General features: G+C 47.3%; 12 protein-coding genes. 1 reads left to right on the top strand and 11 read right to left on the bottom strand.

What is annotated here, in order from left to right:
* Position 1: 1 nt before the first annotated feature.
* The 11 genes from D0T87_RS06130 to D0T87_RS06080 form a co-directional block, all read right to left on the bottom strand.
* Positions 2 to 2,032: an alpha-glucuronidase gene (locus tag D0T87_RS06130; protein WP_163173854.1), complete on the bottom strand. Its 2,031-nt coding sequence runs from the start codon at positions 2,030 to 2,032 to the stop codon at positions 2 to 4.
* Between the two features lie 11 nt (positions 2,033 to 2,043).
* The gene (locus tag D0T87_RS06125) at positions 2,044 to 3,018 is read right to left on the bottom strand and encodes a glycoside hydrolase family 43 protein (protein ID WP_163173852.1); all 975 of its coding nucleotides are present in this window, start codon (positions 3,016 to 3,018) and stop codon (positions 2,044 to 2,046) included.
* Positions 3,019 to 3,193: 175 nt separating this feature from the next.
* Positions 3,194 to 4,315, bottom strand: coding sequence for an endo-1,4-beta-xylanase (locus D0T87_RS06120; protein ID WP_163173850.1), 1,122 nt, complete (start codon positions 4,313 to 4,315; stop codon positions 3,194 to 3,196).
* A gap of 33 nt (positions 4,316 to 4,348) precedes the next feature.
* A complete protein-coding gene (locus tag D0T87_RS06115) occupies positions 4,349 to 5,764 on the bottom strand; it encodes an MFS transporter (protein WP_163173848.1) in 1,416 nt (471 codons plus the stop codon).
* 19 nt (positions 5,765 to 5,783) lie between these two features.
* Positions 5,784 to 7,709: a sialate O-acetylesterase gene (locus tag D0T87_RS06110; protein ID WP_163173846.1), complete on the bottom strand. Its 1,926-nt coding sequence runs from the start codon at positions 7,707 to 7,709 to the stop codon at positions 5,784 to 5,786.
* Between the two features lie 24 nt (positions 7,710 to 7,733).
* Positions 7,734 to 8,615: a sugar phosphate isomerase/epimerase gene (locus D0T87_RS06105; RefSeq protein ID WP_239063508.1), complete on the bottom strand. Its 882-nt coding sequence runs from the start codon at positions 8,613 to 8,615 to the stop codon at positions 7,734 to 7,736.
* Between the two features lie 21 nt (positions 8,616 to 8,636).
* Positions 8,637 to 9,452: a DUF1080 domain-containing protein gene (locus D0T87_RS06100; RefSeq protein WP_163173844.1), complete on the bottom strand. Its 816-nt coding sequence runs from the start codon at positions 9,450 to 9,452 to the stop codon at positions 8,637 to 8,639.
* Position 9,453: 1 nt separating this feature from the next.
* Entirely contained in the window at positions 9,454 to 11,727 is a 2,274-nt protein-coding gene (locus tag D0T87_RS06095; protein WP_163173842.1) for an alpha-amylase family protein, read from the bottom strand.
* Positions 11,711 to 14,329: a hypothetical protein gene (locus D0T87_RS06090; protein WP_163173840.1), complete on the bottom strand. Its 2,619-nt coding sequence runs from the start codon at positions 14,327 to 14,329 to the stop codon at positions 11,711 to 11,713. Before D0T87_RS06090 ends, D0T87_RS06095 begins: the two co-directional genes overlap by 17 nt.
* A gap of 11 nt (positions 14,330 to 14,340) precedes the next feature.
* Positions 14,341 to 16,857, bottom strand: a complete 2,517-nt coding sequence (locus tag D0T87_RS06085; protein WP_163173838.1) for a glycosyl hydrolase 115 family protein — start codon at positions 16,855 to 16,857, stop codon at positions 14,341 to 14,343.
* Between the two features lie 31 nt (positions 16,858 to 16,888).
* The gene (locus D0T87_RS06080) at positions 16,889 to 18,592 is read right to left on the bottom strand and encodes a glycoside hydrolase family 43 protein (RefSeq protein WP_163173836.1); all 1,704 of its coding nucleotides are present in this window, start codon (positions 18,590 to 18,592) and stop codon (positions 16,889 to 16,891) included.
* A 316-nt stretch (positions 18,593 to 18,908) separates the two neighbouring features.
* Between D0T87_RS06080 and D0T87_RS06075 the strand changes: the two genes are divergently transcribed.
* The gene (locus D0T87_RS06075) at positions 18,909 to 22,823 is read left to right on the top strand and encodes a hybrid sensor histidine kinase/response regulator transcription factor (RefSeq protein WP_163173834.1); all 3,915 of its coding nucleotides are present in this window, start codon (positions 18,909 to 18,911) and stop codon (positions 22,821 to 22,823) included.
* Positions 22,824 to 22,878: the final 55 nt, after the last annotated feature.

Below are 22,878 nucleotides of genomic sequence, written 5' to 3'. Positions count from 1 at the left end.
TTTAGTTATGGTGTTTCATATCCAACTTGATCTTCTTCAACTCTTCCAACTCATTGACCGGCCGCTCCAATTCGTACGGAATGGGCTGCGCGGAGAAAGTTTGGAAGTAAAGCAGGCAGGCATCGCGCCACCAAACGGCGTCGCGCGCTTGTATCTTTAGTTTTGACTGCACCTCAGTGAATCGTTGTGCATCGACATACCGTTCTGCCTCATCCCAAACCTGTTGGAAGTTACGAACAGCCTTCACACCCCGGTCGTAGCTGTAGCAAAGATCATCCCAAAGCGTGCGGTTGTTCTTCATCCGGTAGTTCCACGGCAGATGGTGGAACCAAAGCAGGTACTTATCGGGGCAGGTAGCGGGGTTGCTGTATATTTCACGGAGGGGTGAGAAGTATTGCGCTACGGCATTGCTGCCCGATGCAGTACGGTCGAACCCGATGCCCGAACCGGATGCTTTATGGTAGTAAGTAGATGTCCAGTCGGGACGTGAAGCCTTGTCGAACCAAGGCTGTGGGCCGTAATGATGGTTTTCGGCAAAGATATGATGCAATCCCAGGGGCATCATGTAATCGACGACTGCCTGGTGCGAATCAAGCATCATTCGCTTCACGGGTGTCAGAAATTCAGGTTCGGAGGTGAAGGTCGTCCGGAGCCACTCATCCGCAATCTGTGCGGAAGAGAGGGTGTTGTTCCATGCCAGGCGACCGAAAGCGTACCAGTTGGCTTGCGCAAAGTGATGGCCGCACCAGTTGGTGTCTTCGCCGATATTGGCAACGCCCGATATGGCAGTCAGCTTTTGCGTAAAGAGCGAACCATCGGTAGCAGCCGCAACAGTAGACCCGGCTCCTTGGCCATAGGTGTCCGAATGGAGGAATTCTTCCCACATCGGAGCCAGGAAAGCCAGGTGGTTGGAGAACCCGAGATACTCTTGCGTAATCTGAAGTTCGGCCATGACGGGTGTTTTCTGCATAGCGCCAAAGAGTGGAGTAAACGGCTCGCGGGGCTGGAAATCAACCGGGCCGTTCTTCACCTGAATAATTATGTTGTCGCGGAATTGTCCGTCGAAAGGCATAAACTCCAGGTATGCCTGCTTGGCGCGATCATCGCCGGAGGGGTTGTATACAAAGGCGCGCCACATGACGATGCCGTTATAGGGTTTCAATGCATCTGCCAACATATTGGCGCCATCTACGTGCGTACGGCCGTAATCGTGCGGGCCGGGTTCGCCTTCGGAGTTGGCTTTCACGAGGAAGCCGCCGAAGTCGGGAATGAGTTTATAAATTTCCCGGGCTTTATCCTTCCACCATTGTTGTACTTCGGGACGTAGCGGATCGGAATCCGGCAATCCACCCAATACGGCAGGTGAAGCGAAGTTGACGGACAGATATACTTTTATGCCATAAGGACGAAAGATGTCGGCCAGCGCTTTTACTTTCGGAAGATAGGTTGCACTCAGTATCTGCGGCGATGCGTTCACGTTATTCAACACCGTGGCGTTGATACCGATAGAGGCATTTGCCCTTGCATAGGCTTCGTAGCGGGGCGAAAGCACAGCGGGCAGCTCGTCCCATTGCCAGAGCGAATAACCGGCATAGCCACGCTCTACGGTGCGGTTGAGGTTGTCCCAGTGGTTCAGTATCCGTATGTCGTAAGCGGGCGATTCTTCTACCAGAATCTCTCCATTCGCTTTTCCGGTCTCCTGTATGCGCAGAAGATGATAGGCGGCATAGAGCAATCCTTGTTCGCCGGCCGACTGAATGGTCAATCCCTTGCGGTTGCCATCCATACGGAAACCGTCGCGACCCAAGCGGCTTACTTCTTTTGCCTGTGTCAGCAGGAGCTTAACCGCGCCTCCTTTCCACTGGGTTTGCAGTTCCCTGACGGCCAGATCTACGGTGGGGCTCTTTTTATTTGCCGTTACAGTGGCCTGTGCGTCGGTCGCTGCCCGGAGCCAAAGACGACTGCCGTCTTCGGCTTGCAGGTAAAGGCATCCGATCAGTAGACTGGCGCATATCCATATAAGTCTTTTCATTGAATGGTTGTTTATGCGTTTATACCTTCGATGGTTCGTATGGTACCGTCTTCGTTGTATTGCAGTTCGCAGACTTTCAGGCTGCGTAGCCAGGTTCTGCCGCCCGAGGGCACGCTGTCGTGATGAAACAGGTACCATTTTCCTTTAAATTCTACGATGGCATGGTGTGTTGTCCATCCCACGACGGGGGTAAGAATGACTCCCTGATAGGTAAACGGGCCATAAGGATTATCGCCTATGGCGTAACAGAGCAGGTGTGTATCGCCGGTAGAATAGGAGAAATAATATTTGCCGTTGTACTGATGTACCCAGGAGGCTTCGAAGAAGCGGCGCTCTGTATCGCCGGCCGTAAGGGGTTTCCCGTTTTCATCGAGGATAACCACATCGCGGGGTTCTTCGGCAAAGTCGAGCATCGTTTCGCTCAGCCTGGCCACCTTGCCGCAAAGGGCAAGCTCGTTGCCTTCGGGCAGTACGGCACATTCCAGGGCTTTATTGTTGCGGTATCTTTGTAGCTGACCGCCCCACAAGCCGCCGAAATACATGTAGTATTCATTGTTACCATCGTGAAATATGGCCGGATCGATGCTGTAGCTTCCTTTCATCGGATTTTCCTGCGGAATGAATGGCCCTTCGGGGCGTTCGCTTATGGCTACACCGATGCGGAAGATGTCGTTCTGGTCTTTCAGGGGGAAGTACATGTAGTATTTTCCGTCTTTGAAGGCCACGTCGCAATCCCATAACTGACGCCCTGCCCAGGCAATGTTGTCGGTGTCGAGCACTACGCCGTGATCGGTCACTTCACCGTCCATATCTTCCATGGAGAAGACATGGTAGTCTTTCATGTTGAAATGGTCACCGTTATCGTTCTCTTCCACACCACTCTCCCAGTCGTGCGAGGGGTAAATATAGAGTTTCCCGTTAAAGACATGTACGGCCGGATCGGCCATGTAGTCGCCTGGAACGAGGTATCTTGCTTTCTTATTCATTATTTAATTCTTTTGATATGATACGTTATGACTTTTAAAGACATTGTTTTTCGGGGCTGAAAAGACCCGGGTGTTTTGGGTCAAAAGACCTGGGTCTTTTAGGTAAATACACCCGGGTGTTTTCAGATGGAACACCCGGGTCTTTTTATACCAATGCAATAAGCATGGCAAGCATTTACTTATTCATTGCTGCATCAATGATGCTCCCGACCACAGGCTTTGGTTGATGATTACGATCGAACAGCAAGGGGTAATCCGTACGTCCGGGCATAGGGAAATTGTTCTTCCATGAGTCGCCATCGGCCACACCCCATACGGTTACGCGGGAAATCTTATCGCTGTTTTTCAGAAATAACCGGAAGAAATCCATCATGCGGGTATTCCATTGAGTCGATATATCTTCGGGAAGTCCGTTGGTATAAGGATTCATTTCCTTGTTATAGGCTTCCGTGTCGGCGATGTTGGCTCCCACGTTTCGTCTGCCAAAGGGTAAGGCTGACATGTCGAACTCGGTAATCATCACCTTCACGCCCGCTGAGGCATAAGCATCGATAGCCGCCTGATACTCTTCGAGTGAAGGGCCATCCAGACCTACGTGGCCTTGCATGCCCACGCCATCAATACGCAATCCTCTTTTCTTGAGTTCTTTTACCACCTTCACAATGGCATCGCGCTTGCCGGTGTGCCATTCGTTGTAATCGTTATAATAAAGTTCGACATTAGGGTCGGCTTCGTTGGCATACTGGAAAGCGAGGTACATAAATTCTTCACCCAATATTTTATAGAAGGGAGATTCGCGCCAGGTACCATTGTCGTTGATGGCTTCGTTCACCACATCCCAACCGAAGATACGGCCTTTATAACGTCCGACTACCGTATAAATGTGGTTTTTCATACGTTCTTTCAGTACATCGGGGGTTACAAGTTCACCCTTCTCGTCGTGGCAAAACCACTTGGGTAGCTGCGAGTGCCAGATCAGCGTATGCCCCGAAACAGCAATGCCGCGCGAGGTGCCAAATTCTACAAACTTATCGGCCATGGTAAAATCGTACTCGCCGGGAGCAGCGAACAGCTCGCCACTCTTCATGCAGTTTTCGGCCACAATAGTCGAAAATTGTTCTTCGACTACACGAATACCCGCAGTATCGCGACCGGTGATCTGCGACACATTAAGGGCCGTACCGATAAGGAACTTATCGGCAAGCGCCGATTTGAGGGTTGCAGGTTTATCCAAGCAGCTGCACAGGCAGGGCAATGATAATAAGATGGAAAGGGTGTACGTACATAGTTTTTTCATGATAATGATATTCAATTAATTATAGTATTCGTTTTATTTCTTCAGGTGTCTCTCTTCTATTTCCAGATTGATACGGTCGATGACATCATCTTCCAGTTCGTATTTGGAAATGACAAACATGGCCAACAACAGCAGTAGCGCAGGGATTACGGCCACAAGCCAAAGGATGCCCTGTTCGGCCAAAGCAGATTGGGTGACGGCGTTCTTCTCGTCAAAATCAACAAAGGCCAGTACGAAACCGGGCACAACGCCTCCTAAAGCCATTCCGGCTTTAAAGAATATCCCGGTCAGGGCATTCACAATACCCGATATTCGCTTGCCGGTGGTGTATTCGCCATACGATATAACCTCCGGAACCAACGCCCACATATAGCCCGTGGCTACGATAACGCCTGTCGACTTCACAAACTGGGCCACAAGCACCAGCCACACCTGTGTTTTAAGTGCGGGAACTACCGATATAACATACAATATCGCCATGCCAGCAATGGCAATGGTGAGGAAAACATAGAACATTTGTTTCTTACCGATAGCCCGTTTGATGGCAGGAACCATCGGCATGAAAATGAACGCGGGAATGGAGCCGAGCGCCATGAAATAAGGCAGCATATCGGGGGCTTGTACATTATAGATCATGTAGTAAGAACCGGCCGAGTTGCCGATGGCCATCATGGCAAAGGCGGTGATGAAGAAGAATGCCAACACACGCAACGGTTTGTTGTGTTTGAATTCCATCCACAGGTCGGACACTTTTACCTGTTCCGTATCTTTCACATCCATAACTACCCGCTCTTTGGTCTGGGTATAACAAAAGATAAGTAAAGCCAGGCCGGTAAGGGCATAAATGGTCATTGTAATGAACCAGGCGTTGCCGGATTCGGACGAGTTGATCTTTCCGTCGGGAGAGAACATCTTAACAACAATCGGTATGCCATAGCCTACCGCCAAACCACCCAGGTTGGCGAGGAACATACGTACAGAGGTGAGCTTGGTAATCTCGTCCGTATCGCGGGTGAGCGAAGCGTTCAACGCACCGTAGGGAACATTGATCAGGGTGTAGAGCATGGACAAACCCACGTAAGTGATATATGCGTAGAGCAGCGATCCGGAGAACCCGTTCCAGAAGCAAAGGATAGCAAAGCCCGTGAGCGGAATGCCACCCAGAACCAGATAAGAGCGGTATTTGCCCAGGCGCGGATTGTGTTTATCCACGAAGGCACCGACTATCGGGTCCCAGATGACATCAACTAACCTAACAATAAGGAACATTGTACCCGCGGCAGCTGCCGAGATACCGAAAACATTGGTATAGAAAATAAGCAGATACATGGATACGGTTTGGTAGATGAGGTTTTGGGCCAGATCGCCCGAGCCAAATCCAACGCGTTGCATCCACGATAGTTTATAAAATCCTTTCGATTCGTTGACTGCTTGTGAAGTTGAATTCATGATATTGATTTATTTGTGGTTATTTTGTCTGAAACGGTGCCGCCGGCAAACCCGATTGGTTGTACAGGTTCACTTCGCCCGGATTATCGGCCCAGGCATAGCGCACCTTGTCGGGATGGGCAATACGATCGTTCCAGACAACGACTTTACCATTCTCTATCCGGGCTTTAGCCCATTGGTAGCGTCCGTCCTTTCCGGCAATGGCAAAGCCTTTCAATTCATCGACCGGCTTAAAGTCGTTCGTGCCTTCTTTGAAGGTGAGTATGACTTTGTTGCCTGTTATTTCGTACGATTCGTAAACCGGACCGTCGGCTATGACCTTGTTGTTTCCGTACATCAGCTTTTCGGCCTGGAGCATCATGCGGTAACCCACATCCTTTTTGTTCAACGGGTGGATGTCGTTCCACTCACCCAAATCGATGTTAACCGTCATGGCTGCATGCGGAATATCCTGCGCCAGTTGCTTTTGCACCTCCCGGAGTTGCGCCCAACCGCCATCGGACGGTTCGTTGCGCTGCTGCATGTGATTGGGCAGTTGCAGAATAATAAAAGGCAGATCCTGCCGGTCGAACAAGTCGCGCCAACTGCTTGCCAGCGCCGTAAACATATCGTAATACTCGTAAGAACGGCCCGCGTTCGATTCGCCCTGATACCAGAAAGCGCCTTTGAAGGTCATATTCTGCAACGGGGCAATCAGCGCATTATACAATACGGCGGCTTTGCCCGAGAAACCTACGCCACCCGGCAAACCGAACATACGGCAGCCCACGCGGTGTTTCCAATTGCCCAGAAGACTGATTTCCTCTTGATCGAAAACGATTTTATAAGGCTTGTCTTCTACAAACCTTGCCCGTCCTCCGCTGCAAAACAAACGGATGGTGATGTTGTTCTTTCCTTCTTTCAGAAGGTTTGCGGGAAGGGTATAAATGCGCGGAGGGTACTGGTAGGTGGTATTGCCGACAAAGACGCCGTTTACAAATACAGAATCGGCGTCGATGATGCAACCCAGTCGCAGTACGGCCTTTTGTCCGGCCAGGCGTTTGGGCAGGTCGATGTTTTTGCGGAGCCAATGCGAACCGTTTACGTTGGAATACCCGTCGCTTGCCCAATTGGCAAACATATCGGTGATGGTCCAGTTGCTGTCGTCCAGCACAGGGTTCTTCCAGTTCTCTTTCAGTCCGGCATCGTTGGCGTTCAACGCTTCGTTATACAGGCGCCCGCGCATGTTTTGCAGTTTCTGTACGGCTTCAACATAGCCATCTGCTTCGCAAATCTTTTTATCGATCAGGTATTGCGGAAATCCGGTGAGGTAATCTTCGTTCACCCAGGCTTCGATGGGCGACCCACCTACGGCGGTATTTACCAGCCCGATGGGAATCTTTTTCTCTTCGTACAGAAAGCGGGCAAAGAAATAAGGAACAGCCGTCATCGGCATGACGTATTCCTGCGTAACGGGGCGCCAGGCAGCGGGTTTCACATCACGCTGCGGCTTGAAATTATAATCGTGCTGAAGCTTGATGTGCCGGATATTGGGGTTCTCGTACGAGCGGATGTCGTCGGCAAACATATCCATCACACGCTCTATGGTGGTTTCCATATTGGACTGGCCGGAGAACAGGAATACATCGCCGATCAGGATGTCTTTCAGTTCCACGTCGTTGATGTTCATCGTGTAAGGGCCCCCGGCCTTAGCGGGCTTCAGTTCTACCATCCAGTTGCCGTTTGCATCGGCCACCGTCTGGTATTTCTTTTTGAGGAATTTCACTTCGATGGCTTCACCGGCATCGGCCCAGCCCCACACCTTGATGGGTTGCTCACGTTGAAGCACCATGCCATCGGATACGAGGACGGGGAGCTTTACTTTGGCTTCGCCCGCAAGGGAAAAGCTAAGGATGAAAATAACCGCAAGGGAAAGTATCCTGAAAAAGGCTTTTCTATCTTCCATTTCTATGTTTTTATATCAATGTTTCTATTTCTTCAGCAATTCCGTGGCTTCCCGGTTCAGGAATCCAAGACTTGGAACGATGTATTTCAGAGGTTCCTCCTGATCTCTTTCGTATTCGAATACAAGAATGGGAGTGGCTTTCTTTTCATACATATACGCCAGCATTTCTTTAATATGCGCGGCTCCATCGCCCAAAGCAACATCTTTTCCTTCACTATCCACATCGCGGAAATGGAAATGATACATACGTCCGGCGTCGGTGTACTTGCGAACGGCTTCGTACGGATCGGTTCCATCGCGCATAAAGTGACCCACGTCTACGGATGCACCGATGTATTTACTCCGTCCGGCACAATCTTCGAGCACATCGTCGGCGTTCCAGTAGGGTGATCCATGACTCTTGGGATGATTGGTCAAGACCATTGTTACCCCATATTTCTGACAGAGATTGTCGTAAAACTCCATGCTTCCGAACCCGGATTTCACACGGATGGGATCGGTAGTGAGTATCAGATTCATTTCCTGGCAGAACTGGAAAATCTTTTCCACCTGTTCGGACTCTTTCTCTATATCCTCTTTGCTCGGCCGGCAGTAGAAAGAGACGATCTCCACTCCTTTCTCGGCGCATTTGTCTTTTATCTTCTGTTTAGTCTCGGCCGACATCCACCAGGGGTTGAACGCGTCCTTTTTATCCGGCTCGATTCTTTGCCAGGTGGTTGCTTCCACGTATTTCAGCCCCAGGTCGGAAGCGGCATCAATTGCCTCAAACAAGGAGAACTTTGTAAACGTGTAGGATTGTATACCTACTTTCCAACCCATCTTCTCGTAATCCGAGCGATTGTCGGTTTGGCATCCTGCCAAGACCACTGCAACTGTTGCCAGCGCTACTATTAATACTTTCTTCATGTTATATGTTATCATTGATTTCTATTCATTATCTATTTCGAGCAACCCGGCCGGTATGGCGACAATCGGTTTTATCTTCATTGTTTTAATAAAGAATTCGGCGCCTTCGGACTGAATCTGAATCTTGCCACTCGTTAGCGGTGTCGATTCTCCGTCTTTGCTCACGCTGATGTTTTCATTTACCAGAACCGTTTTCCCATTCACCACGTGTACGGCTGTTGTGCCGAAGCAATACAGATCCACCGTATTCCATTCGCCCAACGGGTTTTCATTATCCAGTGCTTTGCGTATCATCCGCCGGCGGTGCTGCTGGCCGAACTGTACTTTTTCTCCTCCGGGTGCGTATATGTATTGGTTGTTCCGGTTTTCGACGGAGGCTTCGCACTGAATCTCGTCGACCATGATATAGGCATCGCCGAGGTTGCCATGCATCAGTTGAAACTCCATGGAGCCCATCCACGTCCAATAGGAAGCGCCGAAGGGATCGTAACTGTGATACAGCAGTCCGCTGTTGCGCTCGTGGGGCACGTACTCTCCCCATTTGAAAACCATTTGCAGGTGATAATTGCTAAACGATTCCCTGGTAGCCATGGAGCCATGCACCTCGCCCGAAACGCGAATTACTTTTTCGCCGGCCAACTCCACTACCGAGTACACGTTCTCTGGGGTGACATGGGCGGCAAGCTCTTCCAGCCTGGGGAAAGGAGGGCCAAGGTAGGTATCGAAGTTCTCCAGGTTCTCTCCATTGAAAAGGGGTTTCCAATCGTCCTCCTGCGTGCAGGCGGTGCAAAAGAAACCGAAGAGGGCGGCTGTTATAAGGTATACTGTTCTTTTCATATTATGCAAAATCAATGGCAACAACTTCGTGGTCGACAACCGTGGGGACTGTTACAATCAACATACGGCTACCGATTTGGCTGAAATTGGCTTTCGCTCCGTTCGACAATAGCTTAACACCCTGAACAGTGCGGTTCTCCGGCACCTGAATGGTTACAAGCTGCGAACCTACGGGAATGTCTTCGCGGTAAGCCGACCGCAACATGAACGGATTCGTGCAGTTGAGCAGGTGTACCGTCATCGAGCCGGTTTGTTCCCAACAGGTTACTTCAAGGATTCCGGGCCCGCTGACCGTTGCCGGCTGGGGTTCACCGTTCATAGCCCACTGTACCACATTATTCATAAGTAAAGTCAGGTCGGGCGCCATATTTTGTGCAAACGTGGTTCCTATATTTCCGGGGAAATAGATGACGCGCCCGCGCCCCACATTGTGCATGTATATTTCAGGAATATCTGTTTTCGGTATGCGCGGATAGATTTGCTCCATCGGATCGGTGGGGTAAGTTGGTATCCTTGTCAGCGGAGAGGCCGCGAACGAAGTTGTCGCTTTCACATTGGCCCGGTTGCGGGTAGTTACAATCTGCTGCGTGTCTTCCAAACCTTTTAGAACAGGATGTTTGGTTTCGTGTTCAAGGCGGATGTATCCGTTGGGGCCGTTACTTTCGGACGAGCCGGCGTAGTCGATGCCGAGCAAATCGGCCAAGCCAAAGTTTGAACGTTGCTTTCCGTTATTGTATAAAGAAGTTTCGTAGGTGGCAATAACGCTTCCGCCCCGGTGTACGTACTGACGAATCTTTTCGCATTCGTCGTCGGTAAGGCTCGAAGCGTTGGGAAGAATCAGCACTTTGAAACGGTCGAGATTCGCCTGATCCAGCTTTCCATTGTATGCCCAATCGAACGGAATACGCGATTCGATAAGCGTTTGGTAGATGCCCTCGGCCTCTTTATTATCATTGACAGGGAATACGGGGTTTAAACGTCTTCCTTCAGGATCAATGTCGCGATCGCCACCTACCGATGTTGATGCTCCTGTGCCCAACAAAGGATTCCTCGGATTATCTTTCCTGAACAACATACCTACTTTAGCCAGGTTCTTTTGATTGTCCAGGTATTTTTCGTTGGCGTAATGCCAGTTATACACTTTCTCCACAGCAGGAATCCAACGGTTGTCCCAGTTCCGGAGCGAAGATTTGATAAGCCATGGCGAGAGTCCGTTGGTAACGGCACTGAGCAACCACATCTTTACCTCTGCTTCGGGGGTAACGGAATGGCGTTCGCTAAGCGTCATCCCCACCAGGGCAATGATTCTCTTATCGTAGCCGAAAATGGCCTGTGTCTTTTTCCCTTGCCAGCCCACATGCCAGGGTGGGTTCTGTCCGCGCGACTGGGTTTCGCTCATATAAGTCGGCGCCAGTTCGGCAGCACGGTCAATGTCAATACCTACGTTGGAGAAATACCTGGAGCGGGGGTTTATCGCACGGATTTTCCCGTCCCACAGATGCCAGAGTTCGGTAAGGCGCTGGGTTTCCCATTCGTAGTACTTTAACAGTTCCTTTGTCTGCTCGTGTTTTCGCGGAAGTTCCATTCCTTTGCTGAACTCGCGAAAGAGTTTCCGGCAGGTGGGACAATAGCACATTCCGCGCGCCCAACCTTGCCAACGGTTGCAGAAAAGGCCGTCAACCCCATACATTTCCATGATTTCTTCATGAATGCCGGTCATGTATTTGAAGTTGTAATCTCCATACGCACAGGTTACGGTCCGGGTGTCCAGAAACGACTTATGCTTGCGGGGATTCCCATTCTCGTCTATATTCAGCCATTCCGGATGCGCAGCTGCCGCCTCGTTGAGGCAGGCCTGGGCATCGGTTCGGGCTACGATGGTAATGCCCATTTTCTGGGCAGGGCGAACGATGTCGCCAAACATATCTTGCCCATCCTTCATAAAAGATGCTTTGGGATGGTATTTTATTTTTGTGGGATAGAAAGCGTTTACACCACCTGCAACGAGGCAAAGTCCTTGCACGTGCGCACGTTTGAACAGGTCGAGCCACCATTGCGGATCATATTGATCGGTATCTCCTTCCGTAAGAACAAGTTGTATCCAACGTTTTGTACTGTCGTACCAAGGTTGGTTCTGCATACCCAAGGGTGCGCCTGCCAGCATGGTAGCACCGGCATTCTGAACGAAAGGCCCTACGCCATTGGCAACCACAAGCCCGGCTGCCGCTAAAGACGATGTCTTTAAGAATTCTCTTCGGTTAATATGTTTCTTCATGTGTACTTATTATATAAGGTGTTTCTTCCATCAGATCAGGATATATCTTTCCGTTGCCTTTACTGTCCATGACTTCAATGAAGTACATGAAATCAAACCCCGGATTCATCTCTTCCATAGGTACCACTGCCTGGTACATATTCTTCTCTTCCAACCATTTCATTGGCAATGTTGCATAATCGAGTTTTTGGTTGACGGCACGATACCTCAGCCTTACCCATTTAATTTCGTTCTTACCGGAGACTTTTGCCCGCACGGTAAGCGGATGCCCTTCGGGTAACTTCTCCACGCGCTCCAACTCCACCTGAAACAGATGACCGTTATCGGCGGCTTTTGCCGGTTGATAAGCGGGTGCAGCTATAGGCGTTACTTTGGGCTTGAAGTCGTTTTTCTGTTGTTCCAGTTTGGCCAGGCCTTTTTCGAGGTCTATCAATTCGTCTTTCCAATGACCGGTAAGTTTGTGGTTCAGTCCGTCGAAATAGGAAGAAGGAACACCAAACATCAGATTCGGGGCATATACATCACCTGCCGATGCTACGATTTGCTTCCATGCCTCAATGGCGTTCTTTTCGTGTTCAATTGCTTTCTCTAATGCCGAGATATCATTCGTGCGGACAAAAATGCGGTAACAGACGGCCGCAGGTATTCTGCGTGAATGGTATAGCGCCAGATTGGACAGGATTCTCAGGTCAGTCATTGTCGACACAAACTCTTTTCCGGGGCTCTTGCCTGTGGCCTTTCCGGCTTCGAGTATCAGCTTATCCAGCCGTTCGGATAGTTGCCCGAACCATACACTGTTCATGGATTGCCGGATTTTGGCGGTTCCGCCTCCCTCAATCAACAGGCGGGCTTCTTCATCAAACCCGGTGAATTGCTGTATATCGCTGCCTTCGGCAAGCGCATATTCATACAAATCGCCAAGGCGTTGCTTTTCTGCCCAACCGCGTGTGGTCGGGAAACAGCCGTATGGAGATGTTGAAGCGACGATACGTGGTAAAACCCAACTTGCTTCATGTAAAGCCTGTTCAACCAGGGGAGCAGCTTTTTCCCCGAACCGGGCTTCAAACTCTTTCTGCCAGATGTCGGGTGATTGTTGAGGGTTGTACCCCATTCGCCCGAAAACCTGAAAGAAGTGCCAGTAACGCTCAAATTCATAGTCGTAATAGCGGTATGCCGGATTGAGAAGTTCAAAAGGTTGCATGTCATGTGGCATGGATTCCATCTTGGTGGCCAAAGGTTCGGTTACCTCGTAGGCATCGCCGGCGTACAGTTTGGCGCTTTCTACAAATCGCTGTGCATATTCGGGATTTCCCCACAATAACATACGGGTGGTGCCTCCGTTCCACAATCGCCAATACATTTTATATTGTTGCGGATAACGGAGCATATCGGCATAACTTTGCCTGCGGTCTTTTTGATTTTGACGGTTGATATGGGTGGAGTGATAGGGAAACCCCATCTGCTCCATCCAATACTTGGTCTCTATCCTGAAATTAATCTTTTCGCCTATAGCTGCCTGTATCACAGATTCGGGCATGTCTTTCGCCCGCAATATAACGTTCATATCCGGAGCGGCGACTTTCATCGATTTGAATATATCTGTCCAGAAAGCTTCCTGCTCGCCATGCTTCAAACCCGATTCGCCGTGCATCCGGAATTCAATTCCGTCTAATCCGGGGACAAGTTCTACCAGGCGCGCCAAGGCAGCTTTGGTGTACGCAATCAGGTTTTCGCCGGTTACTCCCCACACCAATCCGTTCAGTGGTTCTTTGTCGGCCTTTTCCAAACCCGTCATACCGCCCGACTGGATGCCTCCGCGGTAAATATGATCCCAAATGGCAACCGACAATCGGATGCCTCGCTGATGGGCCATATCTATCAAATCATTCAACGCGGATAAGTTGCGCTGCTGTTCTGTGGATGATAAGCCAACCATGCGAACATCAGGATACCCATCGACATTGAAGAAGTAAGGATAAGGAGGTGCCAGAAATCCGCCGTTTTCGTAACCAAAGATGATAACAAAAGAATTGAAACGGTTCTGTGACAGTACATCGAAGTACTTCGCCCAATAGTTCTTATCGTAGAACTTGCTTTCCCACAGCGTACGATTCATGGTGTACATGGAGATTGCACGTGTAGCGAGTTCGGGTTGCTCTACAATATCTTCTACATATTCAAACGGATTCTTTTTGCTCCCCCACCCGATGCGCAATGCTACATCGAGAAGAGCGTACATCAGTCCTTGCTCATCGTGTCCGGCAATAACAAGCGCCTCTTTTTTCCGGTAGCTGGTTTTCCAGACTGCCAGGGCTTCGGCCACCTCAGGAATAATACGGTTTTCAATACGAAGCAAATCAGAAACATGTCCTTGTGCAGCCAAACCTACCACAATAAGCTGTTTACTTTTGACGGTGGAGAAGTCGGAAGCCCGCTCTAAAACAAGATCTTGTTTCAGTAAGGCTTCTTCCAGTTTACCGATAGCGTATTCTACTTTCTCCCCAACCGAAGGATCGAGGAGAATGGTGTATTTCTCCTGTGCACAGCAAACGGTATGCAGTGAGCACAACAGAATAATACTATATAGAAGGACATGTTTCATTCGCATACAGATTATTTATATTCGCTTTCCGGCGCCCCCAGATAAGAGGGTTTGAGTCCGCCTGTATCTATCAATATCTTTTCAAGCACAATACCCGGCTCGTGCACACGGAAGCGCAGGGTATGTTTTCCCGGCTGACTGATGGTGTGCTTAGTTGAAGAACGAATAATGTGTTCGGCCTGCCATTTGCCCAACTCGCCGCGGTAATGCCCGTTGAAGTTTACGGTCTGCGGTGTGTCATTGTCGAACGAGAGGCTATAGCGCAACCCTTTGTTCTCATTATAGTTGAGTGTAGGGGCCAGAAGCAGTTGTACTTCAACCTGTCCGGTTGATGTAAACTCGACATCGTATTCCACATACACCTCTTCCGAATCGTTGGGAGTGGCGTTTTGTGGGAATGTAGTAATGCCCGAACGGGTTTTACCAAAGTGCGGAATTTCTTCCCAATGTATTCTGTCCGAATCCTGACGGCGGGCGTAATGGCAGGCTTCGATGGATATGTAACCGTCTTTTTCCAGGAAAACTTTCTCTTTCGCAGCTTCCGCATCGGTGATGTAGGTTACATCGGGCATGATATTTTCTTTCGGCCCGTTCCATGAACGGTATCCTATGGTAACTTCGTCCATCATGTGCACCCATTTACCGTTGGCCATCACATTGTTATATTCGTTTGCCAGGAAGGCGTTCCGCTCAAAGTGTTTTTTCACTTTGTCGGCATATATATTGGCACGTATATCTTTCTTGGCAGCCCACTGTTTGTTTTTGGCTACGGCATAATACATTTCGTACAGGTTGCAGCAAGCGTCGATGGGGTAAAGCACCAGTTGGAAATAAGCGTCGCGATAGTTGGCAGGAAGCTGATTGTACAAGCGCCATGCTTCAAGCGACAAGGTGCGGTACTCGTTGAGCACGGTTTCAAACTCGTTGTAATTTTCGAGACTGTACGTTTTGTCGCTCAACAGTTCGGGAATAACACGGCGGTTGTACTTGGTATAGCGGTTAATCATGCAGGCTATTTCCGAGGCATGCTGTTCACCGAATTGTTGCCCAGCCCATTCGCGGGTGTGTGCCATCAGGTTTTGCGCATTGAACTGACTGGGATTCCAGGCCATATCCAGGAAGAAACTGATAGGGTATTCCATTGGTTTCAAATCGCCGACATTAACCACCCACAGGCGGCTGACTCCATGTTCGTAAGCCAGATTCATCTGTTCCCAAACACGCTGTATGGGGTTAATGTTTATCCACTTGGAGCAACGGGGACCTCCCACGTAGTCAAAGTGATAGTACATGCCATAACCACCTGGATGTGCTTTTTGGGTGAGATCGCGCAATTTGCGTACGTTGCCCCAGTTGTCGTCGCAGAAGAGCAACGTTACATCGTCGGGCACGCGCATTCCGTGGTCGTAATAATCCTGTACCTCTTTATATAGGGCCCATACCTGTGGGGTTTGGTTTGGCTTCTTACCGGTAACCTGTTGAATGATTTGGCGTTGGTCTTTTACGATCTTCTCCAGTAATCCGATGTTGGTGTCTTCGCTCATAGCCTCGTCGCCATCGCCACGCATACCCACGGTCACTACACGCTCCCAGTCGTTGCTTCGCTCAATTCCTGCTTTCCAGAATGCTTTGAGTTTATCGGAATGGGTGATGTAGTTCCATTCATTGTTCTTACCTCCGCGGCGATGCCAGTCAGACTGTGCCATGGCCATGGGTTCGTGGTGCGAGGTTCCCATAATGATTCCCATTTCATTGGCCAGTGGGCCGTTGGCAGGATCATCGTCGTAGAAGGCGCTTCCCCACATGGCGGGCCACATGAAGTTGGCTTTCAGGCGGAGCAATAGTTCGAATACCTGTTCGTAGAATTTGCTATTGAACCCACCGAATGTTTTACGCGACCATCCGCTGAGTGCGGGGGCTTCGTCGTTCAGGAAGATTCCACGGTATTCCACAGCAGGTTCGCCATCGGTATAGGTACCTTTGGTAAAGTAAAGCGCATCTTTCTGCTCTACCGGCACATCGGCCCAGTAGTACCAGGGCGACACACCGATTTGCTGCGAAAGTTCGTAGATACCATAAATGGTTCCGCGCTTATCACTACCCGCGATAACGAGTGCTTCGGCAATGCCGGGCAGTGGATTGGCCATGTTTTGGATGATAAACTTCTCGCGTTTGCCTTTCAGGTCGGTAGCGTTGATTTTCTTTTGCTTCACCAAATCGTCGATAACGGAATTGGTTCCAATGGTTCCGATAATGATAAGTGGTGTATTCGCATCGGGTGCGGCGTTCGTCAATTTTGGAGCCGTTCCGGTTACGCGTAGGAAATCAGTTTGCAGGTTAACGATGGCACGCTGCACACCGGGATCGATGTTGTTATTGCTGAAGAGGGTTAACGAGGTCGTTTTATCTTTCAACAGCAATGTGGCATCACATTTTTGTGTGGTGATAAATCTTTCTGCCGCAGTTGCGGTTGCGGCAAAGCAACAGAAAGTGATCAGTGTCAGGGTAAACTTAAGGAGATTATGCATTTTTTCTTCTGATTATTTTATATTATATTCCTTATTTCTTTAAATGGTTGGTTGTTGCGTACAAACCAATCATGGCACCTACAAAACCTTTAGCATGTTCCGTGCTGAGGTTAATGGCGTCGGCATCGGCCGCGAGGGTTTTCCAGTCTTCTCCGTCGAAAGCGTAAGAGAAGTCATAGTAGCGTCCTTTGCCCTCAACCTTCAGGCGGATAGGCACGGCAGCATCTTTCTTGTTCAACTCTATAGCAGCCACAATTTCTTTGTCACCGGCCATGCGGTAAAGAGCCAGTTTTTCCTTCCCATCGATAATGGTTTTGCCGAAAAGGAATTGGTAAGCTTCGTTCTGGAAAAGGGTGAACCCGGCAAAGTCATCTGCTGTTTGAGGAATATATTCCAGTTGGGTCTCCACGATGAAACTTGTATGTTGCTGGCGGCGCAATACAGCGGCAGGCGATTTGCGTTCTTCGATGCTGATGTTCATCGGCGTGATGTTGAGTTTGCCGTCTTCCAGGGTGAAGAAGTCCTTTTGTGGCGTGCGGATGTAAATCCACGAATAGTCCAGTTTCTTGTCGTCGAACTCTTGGTTGTACACAAAGTTTCCGGTGAGGTATTTGGCGCCTGGGGTCAGGTTTTTCTTGTCCACAACGGTGGGTATTGCCTCGTCTTTAGGTAGAATGATGGGGAAACCGTCTTTCCACGTAACGGGCAGCATGAATGTTTCGCGACCTGTGTTGAATACGTTTCCTTCATACGGGCGGCAAGCCAGGAATACGGCCCACCAATCGCCCTCGGGTGTTTGCAACAAATCGGCATGACCGGAATTGGTTATTTTATATTCTCTCTCATCCGGCAGGCGGCGCTGGGTAAGTATGGGGTTATATTTGGCCGGCTCATAAGGGCCAAAAGGCTTTTTACTACGGAAAATGACTTCCGAATGCCAGTCACTTGTACCGCCTTCGGCACACATCAGGTAGTAATAGCCGTTGATTTTATAAAGATGCGGGGCTTCAATCCAGATGGGTTTGTCTTTGGGGTTCACACCTCCGCGAACAATTTCCTTGTTCTTGCCGATGGTACGGTCGTTCTCCACATCAAACTCATGAATGCGGATGGTGCGTTGCTGTTCCCAGTCGGGTCCGTTTTCAGGTTCATCGTTGTGTACAATGTAGCCTTTACCGTCTTCATCGAACATAAACGAGGGGTCGATACCTTTTACTTCGGGTAGCAGAATGGGATCACTCCATCCTTTGGCCGGGTCTTTGGTTTTCACAAAGAAGTTTCCGCCGGCACCCACACCGGTAGTAATCATATAAAATGTATCGTTGTATTGATTATATTCGATGGCCGGCGCAAAGATTCCGGCCGATATTCCCTGATTGGTAAGATTGAGCTGCGAAGGGCGATCGAGCACATGGCCGATTTGTTCCCAGTTCACCAGATCCTTGCTGGTAAAGATGGGCACGCCGGGAAAAAAACTAAAGGTAGAAGTCACCAGATAATAGGTGTCGCCTTTACGGCAAATAGACGGGTCGGGGTAGAAACCGGCTATAACAGGGTTGAAATACTGTGTTTCAGGATTGATAGCTTGGTTGAACCAGGCGTCTTTTCCTTCATACTTGAAATAATCGAACTGCGCAACACGTGCCTCCGATGCGTTTTTTTTATCGCTGCCACAGGCTACCGTTACGGCTAAAAATACAATCATTGCAGATACTACCGATAGTATACTTTTCATGGTTTGTGATTTGATATATGATTAATAATTAAAAATTCGTCTAAGGCCGATTTCTCACCGAAGCAAAATTAAAGCTCTCCGCCTAGGGCTTGTTCGAGTTTTAGATATTAAATTTGAAATATTAGATAATATGAATTTACAGCATTCCTATTGAAGTCTCATGAACACATCTCTAATCAACAGAGAGAGGTAAATTTAGATACTTAATTGAGGAAAATAGATAATTCAACACACTCAAACGCTTTAAAAAACAGTTTATTCTTTATCTTTGCAATTGAACCATAGCTAATCCTATAACAATCTATCACCTTACAAAATGAAAGAAAAACACAATTTTATAATACGCTATATCCTCTTGCTCTTTTTCATAGCCTTGTATGTAAGCCTATATGCCAGTGAGGTCAAATTCTACAATATCAACTCGATGTATGGAATTTCCATGCGAAAAACCAGTTCCGTTTGTAAAGATGACGATGGCTTCATCTGGGCCTCCTCCCGAACTGGAATTCTGAGGATAACCGGAGAAGATCATCATATCTATCAGCTTCCGTATGAAACAGCAGATTTTGTCACTGTGAAACTGGCCTACGCCAACTCATCACTGCATGCCTATACATCAAACGGACAGTTGTTTTTATACAATAAACTATACGACCGTTTTGATCTGATAACAGACCTACGCAAGCTGATGAAAAACAACTATCTGAGCCTATACAAAATGGTCGTCCTACCCGACGGATCATTCTGGCTAGGGACATCTACCGGTTTATACAGATATAAAGATAATTCTCTTGAAAGAATAGGAGTTGATGAAGGGCATATCCGTACTATTACGCCATACATCAACAACTCCTTATTTTTCAGTACTGATAATGGTATAAAATCGATAGACCTCTCAACATTAAAAACAGAATATGTCTATGAAAATAAACCAGAACAAACTTTATTTATATATACCTTCTATTATAATCCCCAAACAAATCAACTATGGGTTGGAACTCTTTATGATGGTTTATATTGTTTAGATTTGTCTGAGAAACAACTTAGAAAAACCCTAATAACTAATTTCCCGAAAGACCCTATCCGTGCCATAGTACAGAATAATGACTCCACCTTATTAATAGGCATTGATGGAAAAGGTATTTGGAAACTTACTAAAGATGGAAATACTGTACTAGATATATATAAAGAAAACATCGATAATCCCTCCTCACTACGTGGAGACGGGGTTTATGATATATTTTGCGATGAGAGTAAACGTGTATGGGTTTCGACTTACAGTGGTGGTTTATCTTTCTTTGACCAGGAATCTCCTGCGCTTACCCAAATTACTCATCAGATAAATAACCCGAATTCACTGGTAAACAATAATATTAACAGAGTATTGGAAGACAGTCGTGGTGATATATGGTTTGCTACAGATAATGGTATCAGTCGTTGGAAAAGAGCCATTAATAAATGGGAAACATACTATAAAGATATGGGAAAAGACGCACAAGCTTTTTTGGCTCTTTGTGAAGATAATGATGGCAATATATGGGCTGGCACTTATTCGTCTGGGGTATTTATTTTAGATGGTAGAACCGGAAAAGAAATAAAACACTATTATCATAACGACTTTTATTCAGGTTTCTCGGCTAAATTTGTGTTCGATATCTATAAAGACAATGATGGAGATATTTGGATAGGTGGTATACAAAGCCCTATGCAATGTTACTCGGCAAAAGAAAAACGCTTTCGTTCTTACAACAATCAACCCGTAAATTATTTCCAGGAAATATCACCAGGGAAGATTCTGGCAACTGTCACATACGGCCTGATACAAATAAACAAAGAAAAAGGTAATTTTGACGTGTTGATGCAGGGTTATATCGTACAAGACATCGTAATAATACAGGATGATATATGGATAGCTACTTGTGGAGATGGATTATTGAGATTTAACTATAAATCAGGAGAGATAAAGAAGTTCACCATGGAATCCGGTTTACTATCGAATTATGTAAACAGTATCATCATTTCCAATGGGCATTTAATGTTGGGTACAGAAAACGGGTTCTGCAAGTTCAATCTAAACGATTATACGGTGCATACTTACCCGTCCGTTTTTTCGTTCTCCAATGTTTCATATAATATCACTTCACGGACGAAACTAAAAAGTGGAGAACTGATATGGGGAACAAATAATGGTGCTATTCTTTTCGATCCAAACATGCTTTATGAGACCCAATTCAAAGGGCGGATATTTTATCAGGATATTTCTGTTTCAGGACGCTCTATCCGAGAAATACCTGAATTATTGAAAGTCCCTGTGGATAAACAAACCCGGCTTTCTTTAAGCTACACACAAAATTCAATCATGTTAGAACTTCTCCCCATAGGAGTATCTTCCTCTCGCTGCCGGTTTTCATGGAAAATGGAAGGCATAGATTCAGAATGGAGCAATCCTTCCAATTTGCAAACAGCGACATATACTAATCTTCCAAGCGGTAATTTCCAGTTGAAATTCAGGATGTATGACAGTTCGCTTTCTCAGATAATTGATGAACGATGGCTCGATATTCGTATTATTCCGCCTTTCTGGAAAACATGGTGGTTCAGCCTGATTATAGTATTTCTGGCGATTGCCCTCACTATTACTTCTTTTAAAACATATATTAATCGTTTGAAACGAAAACATACGGAGGACAAGATAAGATTCTTCACAAATATGGCACATGACATCCGGACTTCTCTTACACTGATCAATGCGCCGATCGAAGAACTGAATAAAGAGAGAAACTTATCGAAGAACGGACATTATTACTTGAATCTGGCTACGGAACAAAGCAGCAGGTTATCTTTCGTGGCCACTCAGTTACTTGACATACAGAAGGTAGACATCGGCAAGGGGCAGATTTTCTTAACGATGACGGATATTGTCCGACTAATATATCAACGCAAGCTGATGTTTGAAACCTCTGCATCTAAAAACCAGATCGAATTGCTGTTTACCAGTAATCGGGAATCTTTTATAACGGCTGTGGATGAAGTAAAGATTGAAAAGGTGGTGGATAATCTCTTTTCAAATGCCATTAAATATTCGCATCCGCAAGGAAGGGTGGAAATCAGCCTTGTTTGTAATGATAAAGAATGGGAGTTAAAGGTAAAAGACTATGGCTTGGGAATCTCCGAAAATGCCCAAAAGAAGCTTTTCCGTGAATTCTACCGGGGAGATAATGCGGTGAATTCCAAAATGGTTGGATCGGGCATCGGTCTGCTACTGGTAAAAAACTATGTATCAATGCATAAAGGAACAACTACTGTGGACAGTAATGAGGGCGCAGGATCATTATTTACGATAGCCATTCCTTATAAACAAGTAAGCGAAAGTAAGATAGAAAACAAACAAAAGGTTGAAGCATCTGTTCCATTTCCAAGCGATGTGATTGTGGATATGGGGCTTACCGAATATGTAGAAAGTGAAAATACGACTGAGAAAAAGATTCATTTGCTGTTAGTGGAAGACAATAACGATTTGCAAGAATTCATGAAACAATCTTTGAGAGAGTATTTTACTATCTCTACCGCAGGAGATGGGAAAGGGGCATGGGAAATGATTGAAAAGAAAGCTCCCGACCTGATTATATCGGACATTATGATGCCGAATATGGATGGTTTTGAGTTGTGTAAGCTAGTTAAATCGACATTTGAGACATCGCATATCCCTGTAATTCTACTAACCGCCTTGTCTGATAAGACCCAAAAGTTGGAAGGCTTGGGACTGGGCGCGGATGATTACATCACCAAACCCTTCGACATGACTTTGTTGACGCAACGAATCAGGTCGATAATAAAAAACAGAGAAGTTGTCAAGGAGAAAGCATTAAAATTATTTGGTAAAGCAGAAGAGAAAGAACAGCCCATCCTGACGAATGAATTAAATGATAAGTTTGTTAAAAAGGCGGTTGAAGTGGTGCAGCGCAATATGGCCAACAGTGTATTTGGGAAGGATGAATTTGCTGCGGAAATGTTTGCCAGTCCTTCTTTATTATATAAGAAGCTAAAAGCACTGACAGGACAATCACCAGTTGATTTCATAAAAATCATACGGCTCAACTATGCTATGGAGTTATTGACAACCCAAAAATATACAGTAACTGAGGTTAGTGAATATTGTGGGTTTTCAAGTGTAGGCTATTTCAGTAAAGTATTCAAGAAGCATTTTGGGAAATCGCCAACCGAGCTTTAAATAAATTAAAGAGTCGCCCTTATTCCATTAATGCTTTAGAGTGCAGTTTATGTCT

Origin of the sequence: Bacteroides sp. 51 (assembly GCF_010500965.1) — a bacterium.
GTDB lineage: Bacteria > Bacteroidota > Bacteroidia > Bacteroidales > Bacteroidaceae > Bacteroides.
The sequence above is the reverse complement of the archived record's forward strand: the minus strand, read 5'-3'. Positions and strand labels throughout refer to the sequence as shown.